A 12,714-nucleotide genomic window follows, 5' to 3' on the forward strand; every position below is an offset into this window, starting at 1 on the left:
GCACCGTTTTAGGGAGAAACCTGTGCCAGCCCGCCCGGATCAAGCCAAGATACTGCTCGATAACTTGCTGACCGCCGTCATCCTGATGGATGAGCGACTCTGCATCCAGTTCGTCAACCCGGCGGCCGAACAACTGCTCTCCCTCAGCCAGCGCCGGCTGATCGGGATCGAGCTGCCCCATCTGCTGGAACACATTTCCCTCGATTTGCAGCGCCTCAAGCAATGCCTCACCTCGGGGCAGGGCTTCACCGACAGCGAAGTGACCCTGGTGGTTGAAGGCGAACCCAGACTGGTGGAGATGAGCGTGAGCCCGCTCGCCGACCATGAACAACGGCTGATGGTGGTGGAGCTGCGCAAGATAGATCAACAGAAAAAGATCAGCCAGGAGCTGCAACAACATGCCCAGCAACAGGCCGCCAAGGAGCTGGTGCGCGGTCTGGCTCACGAGATCAAGAACCCGCTGGGCGGCCTGCGTGGCGCGGCTCAGCTGCTGCAAAAAGAGCTGCCGGATCCGGCCTTGCGTGAATACACCGGTATCATCATCGAACAGGCCGACCGGCTGCGGGTGCTGGTCGACCGACTGCTCGGCCCCCAGCGTCCCGGCCGCCACCAGATGCACAATGTCCATTCAGTGCTGGAGCAGGTGCGCCGTCTGGTGGAGCTCGAACTGCCACCCTCGGTACGTATCGAGCGGGATTACGACCCCAGCATTCCGGAATTCGAGATGGAGCCGGATCAGCTTCAACAGGCCTTTCTCAACATAGTGCGCAACGCCGCCGAAGCGCTGGGCGATCAGACCGGCCTTATCCGCATCAAAACCCGCACCGCCTTCCAGATCACCATCCACGGCCAGCGCTACCGGCTGGCAGCGGAGATCAAGATCATCGACAACGGCCCCGGCATCCCCGATGCCATCCGCGATACCCTCTTTTACCCCATGATCACCGGCAAGGAGGGGGGCACCGGGCTCGGCCTCTCCATCGCCCAGAACCTGATCGATCAGCACAAGGGGCGAATCGACTGCATCAGCTGGCCGGGTCACACCGAATTCACCCTCTTTCTACCGCTTCGCAAATAAGGGAACGTCATGACAGCAAAAGTGTGGATCGTCGATGACGACAGTTCTATCCGCTGGGTGCTGGAACGCACCCTCGGCAGCGAAGGCTTCGAGTGCGAGAGCTTCGCCGACGGCGAGGCCCTGCTGAGCTCGCTCGAGATGCGCTCGCCGGATGTGATCATCTCCGATATCCGCATGCCAGGCATAGACGGCCTCAGCCTGCTGGAGCAGATCCACCGCCGCCAGGCCGATCTGCCCATCATCATCATGACCGCCCACTCGGATCTGGACAGCGCGGTCAACGCCTACCAGCGCGGCGCCTTCGAGTACCTGCCCAAACCGTTCGACATAGACGAGGCGGTGACTCTGGTGCGCCGCGCCGAGAATCACCTGAAAGAGCAGCGTACCAAGCGCAAGACGCGTCCGCAGGAGACGGCCACCACCCCTGAAATCATCGGCGAGGCACCGGCGATGCAGGAGGTGTTCCGCGCCATAGGCCGGCTGTCGCGCTCCAGCATCTCTGTGCTGATCAACGGCCAGAGCGGCACCGGCAAGGAGCTGGTCGCCCACGCGCTGCACAAGCACAGCCCGCGTGCCCACAAGCACTTCATCGCCCTCAATATGGCGGCTATCCCGAAAGATCTCATCGAATCCGAGCTGTTTGGCCATGAGAAAGGGGCTTTCACCGGCGCCAACAACATCCGTCACGGCCGCTTCGAGCAGGCTGACGGCGGCACCCTGTTTCTCGACGAGATAGGCGATATGCCGCTGGATGTGCAGACCCGCTTGTTACGGGTGCTGGCCGATGGCCAATTCTACCGGGTCGGTGGCCATCAACCGGTGCAGGTGGACGTGCGGATCATCGCCGCCACCCACCAGAATCTGGAGAAACGGGTCGCCGACGGCGAATTCCGGGAGGATCTGTTCCACCGCCTCAACGTCATTCGCATCCACATTCCGGCCCTCAAGGAGCGCCGCGAGGACATACCCCAACTGGCCCAGCACTTTTTGTTACGGGCGGCCAAGGAGCTGAGCGTGGAGAGCAAGAGCCTGCACCCGGATACCCAGGCCTACATCAGCCGTCTCGCCTGGCCGGGCAACGTACGCCAGCTGGAGAACGTTTGCCGCTGGCTGACCGTGATGGCCTCGGGTCAGGAGGTGCTGGTAGGGGATCTACCCGCCGAACTGCTGACCCCCATCACCAGCACGGCCGAACCGGGCCAGCCAGCCCTGTCCGGCGGCTGGCAGCAGCAGTTGCAGGATTGGGTCGCCAGCAAACTGGCACTGGGGGAGACCGACATCCTGGCCGACGCCCTGCCCCAGTTCGAGCGGATCATGCTGGAGACGGCGCTGGATCACACCCATGGCCACAAACAGGAAGCCGCCCGCCTGCTCGGCTGGGGTCGCAACACCCTGACCCGCAAGCTGAAGGAGCTCGACCTCTCCTGAGTCCTCTGGAAAAACGATTCCCATCACGCCTTGGCACATCACTGACCAATAAGACCCCGTTTGATTTCAAACGGGGTATCTTTTTTGAGAGCCCTGCCTAGAATGACAGGCTTTCAAACCCGACTCGAAGAAGGCGCCACCATGATTGACAGATCTCTCCCCCTGACCGACCTGCACCGTCATCTGGACGGCAACATTCGTCCGCAGACCATCCTCGAGCTGGGACGTCAGCACAACCTCCCGCTGCCCGCCTATGAACTGGAGGCGCTGCGTCCTCACGTGCAAATTGTCGAGAACGAGCCGAGTCTGGTCGCCTTCCTGAAGAAGCTGGACTGGGGGGTGGCCGTGCTGGCCGATTACGATGCCTGCCGCCGGGTCGCCTACGAGAACGTGGAAGATCTGCTGCGCGCCGGCATCGACTATGCCGAGCTGCGCTTCAGCCCGGCCTACATGGCGATGGCACACAAGCTGCACCCACAAGGTGTGGTGGAAGCCATCATAGACGGCGTGGCTGCCGGCAGCCGCGACTTCGGCATCAAGACCAACCTCATCGGCATCATGAGCCGCACCTTCGGTACCGAACAGTGCCGCAAGGAGCTGGACGCCTGCCTGGCCTATCGCGACAAACTGGTCGCCGTCGATCTGGCCGGCGACGAACTGGGCTTCCCGGGCGAGCTGTTCATCGAGCATTTTCGCAAGGTCCGTGATGCGGGCATGCGCGTCACAGTACATGCAGGCGAAGCGGCGGGCCCCGAAAGCATGTGGCAAGCCATTCGCGAGCTGGGCGCCGAGCGTATCGGTCACGGCGTCAAGGCGATTGCGGATCCGGCCCTGATGGTCTACCTGGCGGAGCACCGTATCGGCATCGAATCCTGCCTCACCTCCAATATCCAGACCACCACGGTCGCCAGCCTGACCGAACACCCGATCCGCCAGTTCCTGGCAGCCGGTGTGCTGGCCTGCCTCAACACCGACGATCCGGCGGTCGAAGGCATAGACCTGCCCCACGAATATGAAATGGCTGCCCCGGCCGCTGGCATGACGGCCAGCGAGATCCGCACCGCCCAGCAAAACGGCCTGACCCTCGCCTTCCTGAGTGATAGCGAGAAAGCCGAGCTGAGCGCCCGCGCCGCCAGTCGCTAAACCTTGAACCGTTTGCTTACCCCATAAAAAAACCGCCTGAAACGGTAATGCCAGTCAGTTAAGCCTGACTGGCATTGTTTTTATTGGTTTTTTAACTCCATACTTCTGTGGCCTTGGCTTCACGCAGCGGGGATAACTTCGCTCCCTTCGGGCCGGCAACACAAACTGGCCCGCCTGTTTCTCCAGCTCCGCAACGCGTCCCGGGATATTCCCCGGCGACACATACGGCATGCAGCTCAGCTCATGGATGAGGTAGACCGATGCCATGTGAAAACTCAGCTGACTCGCCGTGTATCCCTTCAGGCTCGCCGCCATCTTCACCATCTGGCTGCGCAGCAGGTTGTACGCCAGCAACACACCCCACAGCTCTTGCCGTATCCCCGCCGCCTTCTTGCTGCGCAGGGTCAGCCGGTGCTGTTGCAGGCTGTGCTTCATCTCCCGATAGCCCAACTCGATTTCCCAGCGATGGCCGTAGAGCTCGACGATGTCGGCGCCAGGGAAACGCATCGGGTCGACCATCGAGGTCAGCACCTGCCGCTCTTTGCCGTTGATAGTGCGAGTCAGCAAGCGGGCTTCTAGCGTGTCCGGCAGTTGCGGCCACTTCTTCCTCGCCTGTGGACTGGTGTTGAGACGCACCAGGGCATCCTGACGCCCCAGCTTGCGTGCGTGCCCTTTTTGAGTGGCAGCAGCCAGTGGCGCTCGCTGCCAGTGGTCTGCCAAGCGTGGAGCAGGCCGAGGGAGTAAAACCCCTTGTCGAACAGGGTCAGCGAGTGGTCCGGCGTGCGCGCGACAAGCTGTTCGGCCAACACCATCTCGTTGACGGCGCAGCTCTCCATGACGGCCTGAACAAGCAGGTGACTGGTGAGCTCCATCTGGCAGAGCATGCGCACCTGTGGATAGGCGGTCTCCCCATGCTGGGTACCGGGCTTGGCAAACGCGGCGGCATTGTCCGGGGTATCAGGCGTGCGCCACATCACGCCATCGACGGCGAGCAACTGCAGCCCGGCCCAGCCGGGGTGATTGGCCTGCTAGCGCCAACGCGAGGCGGTCTCGTGAAACAGGCGTTCGATGCTCTTGTGGCCAAGCTTCTGGCGAGCTTGCAGGAAGGCGCTGGGGGCGACAAAGGGTCGCTCACCGGGCAAGAGGATATCGAGCTGATTGACCAGCTGAGTCATGGGGACGTTGCGGAAGATGGCCATGCCGATGATGGCTCCATGGGCATACGGCGACGGCGCAGGGTAGCAACGCCCTCTTCGCCGAGCAGAGTGGTGATGAGCTCGTTGGGAATGAGGTCGGAGAGTGACTCAAACTGAGCGGCCTTGCTGGCGTGTAGGAAGTCGAGAGCTTGAGCGATACGCATAAAAAATCCGAAACCAATCAACAGGTTTCGGATTTTCACACATCAGAAGGATCGGTCAATGGATCCTTAACTGATCGGCATTAGCCTGAAACGGCGGTTTTTTTATCTTCAGTGCAGGGCTGCCGGTTCAGATCACGCGGGAGAACTGCTGCTGGCGCGCCTTGTTGCGCAGGTAGACATCGAAACACATGCAGATGTTGCGAATGAGCAGCTGACCAGTGGAGACCACTTCCAGCCCATCGTCAGTCATGCGTACCAGACCGTCGTCGATAAAGGTCTGCAACAGCTTGAGATCGTCGGCGAAGTACTCCTTGAAGACCAGACCATGGGCCTGCTCGACGGCGGCGAAGTTCAAGCGAAAGTCACAGATGAGGCGCTTGATCACCTCGCGGCGGATCAGATCGTCCTGATTGAGGGAGCACCCCTTCCACTGGGCATGGCCCAGCTCTTCAACCTGAGCGTAGTAAGCTTTGAGCTCTTTTTGGTTCTGGGAATAGGCATCGCCGATCATGCTGATGGAGGAGACCCCCAGCCCCAGCAGATCACAATCCCCCTGGGTGGTGTAGCCCTGGAAGTTGCGGTGCAACTTGCCTTCCCGCTGCGCCACCGCCAGCTCGTCATCAGGCTTGGCGAAGTGATCCATGCCAATGAACTGGTAACCCTGACCGGTGAGGAAGCCGATGGTGTCCTGCAGCATGGCCAGCTTCTCCCGGGGGGCTGGCATGTCTTCCTCTTTCAGCTTGTGCTGGGCGGCGAAACGGCTCGGCAGATGGGCATAGTTGAAGATGGAAAGGCGGGCCGGATCCGTCTTGAGTACTTCTTCCAGGGTGTGGTGGAAGCTATCGCGATTCTGGTGTGGCAGGCCGTAGATGAGATCCAGGTTGGTCGAGCGAAAGCCCAGTTCGCGAGCACGCTCCAGCATCGCACGGATGAAGTCGTTATCCTGCTCGCGATTGACCGCGACCTGCACCGCCTTGTTGAAGTCCTGCACGCCGAGGCTGATGCGGTTAAACCCCACTTCGCGCAGCACATCCAGCATGGTGAGTTCGATCTCGCGCGGGTCAACTTCGATGCTTATCTCGCCTTCATCCGCGAACTGGAAGTGCTCACGCAACATGGCCATCAAGCGGCGAGTCTGGGCTTCGTTCAGATAGGTAGGCGTGCCACCGCCCCAGTGCAACTGGGTCACCAGCCGGTGTTTGAACAGGGGGGCCTGCGCTTTGATCTCCTGCTCGAGATAGTCGAGGTACTGATCGGCCTTGTGCTGATGACGGGTGATCACCTTGTTGCAGCCGCAGTAATAGCAGAGCTTGTGACAGAAGGGGATGTGCACGTAGAGGGACAGGTTGCGCGCCGGATACTGGCCTGCGGCGTGGACGAAGTCCGGATAGCCGAAGCGCTCGTTGAACTCCAGCGCAGTGGGATAGGAGGTGTAGCGCGGGCCGCTGTAGTTATATTTTTCGATCAGGGCCTGATCCCACACAATCTGTTCTGCTTGCACGCTTGCTTCCTCTTTTTTGTTATCGGCTCAGCGGCTTAACTGAAAATCCTTCAGTTGGGCCACATCCTTGAGGATCTGCGCCTCCAGCTCGGCCTCATAGCCACTGCGTTCGAGATCCATCTTCATCACTTCATTACGCTTGAGGGCACGTCTCGCCTCATGAGTCGGCATCTCTTTCACCTTCTCATAGAGAGCGTACAAACCCGGAAATTCGCTGGCAAAGGCGCGGCCGCCCTTGATCTGCAAAGCATCCAGCAAATTGGTCAGCCGGATGGCGCCTTCGGAATAGTCGCACTGACCGTCCCGCACCGCATGGGCAATCACTCGCACGCTGTCGAGAATGCGCTCATTGCGGGCCGCAATGGCCTGCCGTTGCGTATCACGCTGGCGCTTGAGTCGGGCCAGCAGGGTACCGGCATACACGGCCAGCCCCAGCAAAATCAGGCCGCCCAACAGGGCGGCCAGCATCCATCCACTCATCACTTTTTCTTCGGCTCAGGCTTGGGCTCAGGCTGATAGTCAACCTGGGTGAAACGATCCCACAGCTCCTCTTCGGAGGCTGGCTGGCTCGGCTCGTCATAGCTGGCATCGTCGAAGGAGCCATCGTCGTCGTCTTCGTCATCATCGTTGTCTATGATGCCAAGCTCATCCATCAGCTCCTGATAGCGATCGACACGCTGGTCAACCCAGGTCTGCTCGGCCGCTTCCAGGGTCTCGCCGGCATCGAGACGATCCAGCAGATCGTTCAGGCGATCATCATTCTCGATGGCGGCCAGCTCCTGCTCAGGCGTCATCACCAGCTTCTTCTCTTTCACCGGCTTGGGCGCAACAGGCTTGCCGCTCTTCTCTTCCACTATCAGGGCGACCGGCTTGCGGGAGCCGATACGCGGATCCTTGGCCTGCTTGCCATTTTTGTTGCTGGACTGTTCTGCCTGCTGGCGGGAACCCGCCTTCAAGCCCTTACGCTTGGCGGCGCGTTTGCGCTCACGGCCTTCCAGGGCACTGGCATCTGATTCTTTGCGCTTACCGGTAGGCTTGCGATTGGGTTGTTTAGCCGACATGAATGACTGACTCCGACAAATAACTGGATTGAAGCCGCTCCCGGGATGAAACCATCCGGGGAGGATACTGACACGGGGGACAGTGGAGCAGAAACAAGAGCGGGATCCTGCACCAACCCGACCATTTCTGGCGTCTGAACACCGCAGGATCGGCATCCTCTGGGCATGTTGCTGGTATTTTGACACAGAATGGCTAATCGGGTTAATGACCCAAAAGAAAAAAGGCAGCCGAAGCTGCCTCGATATGTTTATGCGAGTCCCATCCCTGGCTGCAAATCACCCTGTCCGTGGCAATACCTCTGCGCATCATATCTTTGTATATGGTCGTCCTGACCTTAATGGTCGTTCCTGAATGTGCGTGTGCTTGCTTAACCCATGGAGACGGCCTCCGGCCATCACTCTGGGGTGGTTGCATCCCGCAGCCCCGCTCTTCCTGAGCAGTCACCATCCTGGTATTTCAATCCCTTGCCTGTCACTAGCCTGTTCCTGTGGCATCCCGCCGTATCGACATCCTGTCTTCACAACATCCCGGTCGTGAATCGCCCCGTGGGTCACTCCATGCATCCACTGTATCAACTTAATAAAATGACTCAATCCACCAAGAACGTTTTCAAACGGAGATAAATCGCTTGTTGTCATTTAACATATTGAAATTAATGAATTACTCAACATTATTGAAAAATGTTTAAGCCCTGGCCAGACCAATGAATGGGGGATCTCTTACAACAATGCGAGAAATAATTGGCCAAATGGAGTTAAAGGCCAAAAAGAAACGAGGAGCCGGTAGCTCCTCGTTAATATCAATGGGGGCATCATAATGCGCTATCAGTGCAAACCTGCCACGTATATGGACAAGGCCTCTATATCCTGATCGGTCAGCTTCTTGGCAACGTCCCGCATCATGCTGTTCGGGTCGTTATCGCGGGCAGCTGCACGAAACGCGGTGAGCTGGGCCTTGATATAAGCAGGATGTTGGCCGGACAGACTCGGATATTTGGCCTGCTCGACACCCGAACCCCGTGGACCATGACAAGCGGTACAAGCAGCCAGACCACGGCTCATGTCACCACCCATATAGAGCGCTTTACCCGCTGCTACAGCGTCATCAGGCACCGCAATCGGTGTTACCTTCTGGCTGGAAAAGTAGGCAGCGAGGTCTTCCATGTCCTGATCGGACAGGGGGAGAGCCATAGGCCCCATAATGGGCGCAACCCGACCAATTTGGCCAGAAGCTGCAGCCTTCAGTTCAACTAATTGCTTTTTGATATATGATGCGTGCTGACCAGCAATCTTGGGGTACATATCGACAAGGCTGTTTCCGTCCGGTCCATGACAAGCCGCACACACGGCAGCCTTGGATTGTCCCGCAGCGGCATCGCCCTTGGCTTGTGCCATCCCCGTTACGCCAACCATCAGAGCAAGAGTAATGACTAGGTTCTTCATGGCGTTCCAACTTCTCGTTATTAGGCTTCCAGATCCCATGCCGCTGAAGGCATGTTAAAATAAACGCGTTTAAGCGACGCCATTTTACACGATTTCACAAAAAAGTAACTCTATAACCCTCTATCTCTATGGGGAATTTACGTTGGATACACAAACTCTAAATTTCAATAAGGTGCATTTTGTGACCAGCGCACCCGACATCCGTCACCTGCCAAATGATGGGGGTGTCGAGATTGCGTTTGCCGGCCGTTCCAATGCCGGTAAGTCATCTGCATTGAACACCTTAACCAAGCACAAGAACCTGGCTCGCACCAGTAAGACCCCGGGTCGCACCCAGCTGATCAACCTGTTTGAACTGGAACCGGGCAAGCGTCTGGTCGATCTGCCGGGCTATGGTTATGCACAAGTACCGCTGGAAATGAAGCTCAAGTGGCAAAAGTCACTGGCAGAATACCTGCAGCGTCGTGAGTCATTGAAAGGCCTGGTGATCCTGATGGACATACGTCACCCGCTCAAAGATACCGACATGAACATGCTGGAGTGGAGCTCCCACCGTGAACTGCCGGTTATGCTGCTGCTGACCAAAGCGGACAAGCTAAGCCCGGGTCCCCGCAACAATCAGGTCATCAAGGTTCGTCAGGCCATTGCCGACCTGGGCCCGCAGATACAGGTAGAAGCCTTCTCCTCCCTCAACAATATCGGGGTGGAAAAACTGGCCCAGACCCTGTCTGGCTGGTATCTGGCCGGGGCAGACGAGATCGCCGAAGGTGATGAACAAGAGCAGATAGAGGAATAATGCATTCCTTCATCATTCTGCTATTCCCTCCTTGCAATTGGCGGAGTTGACCCTCCGCTGATTGAAAAACTTTCAGTTGGATGACGTCCCGCCACCCCTCAATACCCGCCTATGCACTCCCCCAAGAAATTTGATAAAAGCCCTTGTTAACAATGGGATGACAAGTTAATTTCCATTAGAAATCAACTTGTCATCCTCATGGCAACGTTTTCATATTCCAGCCATTGAGCAGAAGGCGCATCACTCAATAAGTACAGAAATGAAATTTTATTACATGACGGTAGGGAGAGGGGGTATAAAAATGAGACCGGCACCACTGGTGCGGTATCGGCCTGCAACAATCAGCTCAAAAATGGGGAAGAAGCTAAATCTTGAGAACCAAGACAACTGGTTTTCCTCAAGAATCCCCTTCATTCTAACAAATACGTGGCAAACCTAAAGCTTTTACTCTAATTGTCACACGTAAAAAAACACCCCGACGAATACTCATCGGGGTCGCTATTCAGCCACATTCAATTACGTGAAATAAAAGGTCTGAAAGATAGAACATCTAACCTCTGTACCCTACGTTGCTAACTGTATAGCAAAGCAGCAGAAAGTGAAAGTAATTTATGTAATTTAGTTTCACGTAAAATAAATTACAAAAAACACTCTGTTTTTCATATAGATAAAAAAATCCCCAGTACGAATACCGGGGCGTTATAAAGGTGACTAGCTAGCACTTCCTCAACTATCTAGTTAGTCAGCGGTATTCCACACAAGTTCCGCTGCTTTGAGAAAAAACTCTAAAAAACTTAGAGATAGATGGCCCCATCTTCTGCAAATTCTTGTTCTTCAATGAGTTTCTCAGCCAAGTCTTCAATGTCGAAGCGCACACTCTCGAAGGCGCGTAGTATGTCCTCCTCCCTGACGAGGGAGAGGCCAGTCATCTTTTCCAGACGCCGGCGACTGATGTAGCAATCGACCAGAGCCCCTCTCTGCTGGGCCGGAAAATGGATCCTCTGTTCGTGCGGTTGCCAGTCCGCCAGTTCGGGAAACAGTATGCCTTGGTTCATAGGGTCCCCAGATTTCGTTTGAGTTCTCTCAATACCTGTTTAGTCCCTGGCCGGATGCCGCGCCACACGGTAAAGGCCTCAGCCGCCTGCTCGACCAGCATGCCCAGCCCATCCATGACTTGGCAAGCCCCCTGCTGTCTAGCCCAGCCGATGAAGGGGGTATCCGAGGCACCATACATCATGTCGTAGATGGCAATATCGGCGTGGATCAGCGCGGGGGCGAGGGGTGGTAGCTCTCCTTGAAGGCTGGCAGAAGTGGAATTGATGATGAGGTCGAATACTCCCTCCAGCAGCTCATAGCGCTGGGCCATGACCCCCCCCAGATCGTGAAACTCGGCCGCCAGTTGCTCCGCCTTGGCGTGGGTGCGGTTGGCTATCACCAATTCGCTCGGCAGCTCGGCCAGCAGCGGTGCCAGCGCACCACGAGCCGCCCCTCCTGCACCTAGCAGCAGGATCCGGCAGCCCGTCAGGATCACGCCGTGGGCCTTGAGATCAGCCACCAGACCGGCACCATCTGTATTGTCCCCCAGCAACACGCCATCATCGGTCAGCTTGATGGTATTGACGGCCCCCGCCCGCTTGGCCCTCGGGCTCAAGCGGTCAACCAGCGCAAACGCCTGCTCCTTGAAGGGCACTGTGACATTGCACCCCTTGCCACCCTGAGCAAAGAAGCTGTGCAAGGTGTCAGCAAACTCGTCGACGGCGGGCTCGGCCAGCCCATATTCCAACTCTTGCTGGGTCTGCCTGGCAAACAGGGTATGAATGAAGGGTGACTTGCTGTGGCGCACCGGGTGGCCAAAAACCAGATAACGATCCATCAAAGAGTTCCATCAGAGGGCAATATTTCGATTTAACGGGTTTTCGCACTCAGGAACAAGCCGAATATCGGCCAATAAAAAGGGGCCGTCATGGCCCCTCGGGTCACAGCCACTCTCGCGGCGTGAGGTAATCGGTGTAGAGCAAGGTCTCAGGACTGCCCGCCTTCGGCTGCCAGTCATACTCCCAGCGTGCCAGCGGTGGCATCGACATCAGGATCGACTCGGTACGTCCACCGGTCTGCAACCCGAACAGGGTGCCCCGGTCATACACCAGATTGAACTCCACATAACGACCGCGACGATAGAGCTGGAACTCCCGCTCCCGCTCGCCATAGGGCAGTGCCTTGCGCCGCTCGACAATCGGCAGGTAGGCATCGAGATAGCCCTTGCCGACCGCCTGCATGAAGGCAAAACAATCCGCAAACGGCCAGCGATTCAGGTCATCGAAGAAGAGGCCACCCACGCCGCGTGTCTCGTTGCGATGCTTGAGGAAAAAGTAGCGATCGCACCAGGATTTGAACTCGGGGTAGACCTGCTCGCCAAAGGGTTGGCAGAGGTCGTGCGATACCCGGTGCCAGTGCTGTACATCTTCGGCAAACGGGTAGAAGGGCGTCAAATCGAAACCACCACCAAACCACCAGATGGGCTCTTCGCCTTCCTTCTCGGCAATGAAGAAACGGACGTTGGCGTGGCTGGTCGGCACATAGGGGTTGTGTGGATGGATCACCAGCGACACCCCCATGGCTTCGAACTTGCGACCCGCCAGCTCGGGCCTATGGGCCGTCGCAGAGGCAGGCATGGCATCGCCATAGACATGGGAAAAATTGACGCCCCCCTGTTCGATCACGGCGCCATGGCGCAACACGCGGGTACGACCACCACCGCCGCCCTCACGACACCAGGCATCTTCCACAAAGTGCCCGGTACCATCGGCCTGCTCCAGGCCACGGCAGATCTCGTCCTGCAACTGCAACAGGAAGGCCTTGACCTGGGCCACGTCCGGTTTGCTCATCTTGTCTCCAGTCAGGCAG

At 57.7% G+C, this 12,714-nt stretch carries 12 protein-coding genes and 1 pseudogene; 4 read left to right on the top strand and 9 right to left on the bottom strand.

The features are described from left to right. Positions 1-22 precede the first annotated feature (22 nt). The 3 genes from glnL to add all read left to right on the top strand — a co-directional run bounded on the left by glnL (position 23) and on the right by add (position 3,649). Positions 23-1,078 (top strand): nitrogen regulation protein NR(II), encoded by a 1,056-nt coding sequence (gene glnL, locus BN1129_RS00990; protein WP_042033912.1) that lies wholly within the window; start codon positions 23-25, stop codon positions 1,076-1,078. Between the two features lie 9 nt (positions 1,079-1,087). Further along, on the top strand, positions 1,088-2,506 hold the full coding sequence (glnG, locus tag BN1129_RS00995; RefSeq protein ID WP_042033913.1) for a nitrogen regulation protein NR(I): 1,419 nt from the start codon (positions 1,088-1,090) through the stop codon (positions 2,504-2,506). 141 nt (positions 2,507-2,647) lie between these two features. After that, positions 2,648-3,649 carry an adenosine deaminase gene (add, locus tag BN1129_RS01000; protein WP_042033914.1) on the top strand — a complete coding sequence of 334 codons (1,002 nt, stop codon included), beginning with the start codon at positions 2,648-2,650 and terminating at the stop codon, positions 3,647-3,649. A gap of 58 nt (positions 3,650-3,707) precedes the next feature. On the opposite strand, the pseudogene BN1129_RS01005 reads toward add, so the two are convergent. The 5 genes and pseudogenes from BN1129_RS01005 to BN1129_RS01025 all read right to left on the bottom strand — a co-directional run bounded on the left by BN1129_RS01005 (position 3,708) and on the right by BN1129_RS01025 (position 9,014). After that, positions 3,708-5,009: pseudogene (locus BN1129_RS01005) on the bottom strand (IS4 family transposase). Between the two features lie 127 nt (positions 5,010-5,136). Next, entirely contained in the window at positions 5,137-6,510 is a 1,374-nt protein-coding gene (gene hemN, locus BN1129_RS01010; RefSeq protein WP_042033915.1) for an oxygen-independent coproporphyrinogen III oxidase, read from the bottom strand. 27 nt (positions 6,511-6,537) lie between these two features. Beyond that, positions 6,538-6,978 carry a DUF2489 domain-containing protein gene (locus BN1129_RS01015; RefSeq protein ID WP_042033916.1) on the bottom strand — a complete coding sequence of 147 codons (441 nt, stop codon included), beginning with the start codon at positions 6,976-6,978 and terminating at the stop codon, positions 6,538-6,540. Positions 6,979-6,989: 11 nt separating this feature from the next. Further along, positions 6,990-7,571, bottom strand: a complete 582-nt coding sequence (gene yihI, locus BN1129_RS01020; protein WP_042033917.1) for a Der GTPase-activating protein YihI — start codon at positions 7,569-7,571, stop codon at positions 6,990-6,992. 825 nt (positions 7,572-8,396) lie between these two features. Further along, the gene (locus BN1129_RS01025; RefSeq protein WP_042033918.1) at positions 8,397-9,014 is read right to left on the bottom strand and encodes a c-type cytochrome; all 618 of its coding nucleotides are present in this window, start codon (positions 9,012-9,014) and stop codon (positions 8,397-8,399) included. Positions 9,015-9,156: 142 nt separating this feature from the next. Between BN1129_RS01025 and yihA the strand changes: the two genes are divergently transcribed. Continuing rightward, positions 9,157-9,810 (top strand): ribosome biogenesis GTP-binding protein YihA/YsxC, encoded by a 654-nt coding sequence (yihA, locus tag BN1129_RS01030; protein ID WP_042033919.1) that lies wholly within the window; start codon positions 9,157-9,159, stop codon positions 9,808-9,810. Positions 9,811-10,312: 502 nt separating this feature from the next. On the opposite strand, the gene spfP is transcribed toward yihA, so the two are convergent. The 4 genes from spfP to hemF form a co-directional block, all read right to left on the bottom strand. Beyond that, positions 10,313-10,360, bottom strand: coding sequence for a small protein SpfP (spfP, locus tag BN1129_RS24635; protein WP_462101308.1), 48 nt, complete (start codon positions 10,358-10,360; stop codon positions 10,313-10,315). A gap of 244 nt (positions 10,361-10,604) precedes the next feature. Continuing rightward, the gene (locus BN1129_RS01035; protein ID WP_042033920.1) at positions 10,605-10,865 is read right to left on the bottom strand and encodes a DUF1488 family protein; all 261 of its coding nucleotides are present in this window, start codon (positions 10,863-10,865) and stop codon (positions 10,605-10,607) included. Further along, positions 10,862-11,683 carry a shikimate dehydrogenase gene (gene aroE, locus BN1129_RS01040; RefSeq protein WP_042033921.1) on the bottom strand — a complete coding sequence of 274 codons (822 nt, stop codon included), beginning with the start codon at positions 11,681-11,683 and terminating at the stop codon, positions 10,862-10,864. Before aroE ends, BN1129_RS01035 begins: the two co-directional genes overlap by 4 nt. Positions 11,684-11,786: 103 nt before the next feature. Then, a complete protein-coding gene (gene hemF, locus BN1129_RS01045; protein WP_042033922.1) occupies positions 11,787-12,695 on the bottom strand; it encodes an oxygen-dependent coproporphyrinogen oxidase in 909 nt (302 codons plus the stop codon). Positions 12,696-12,714 lie beyond the last annotated feature (19 nt).

This window comes from Aeromonas popoffii (assembly GCF_000820025.1).
Classification (GTDB): Bacteria; Pseudomonadota; Gammaproteobacteria; order Enterobacterales; family Aeromonadaceae; genus Aeromonas; species Aeromonas popoffii.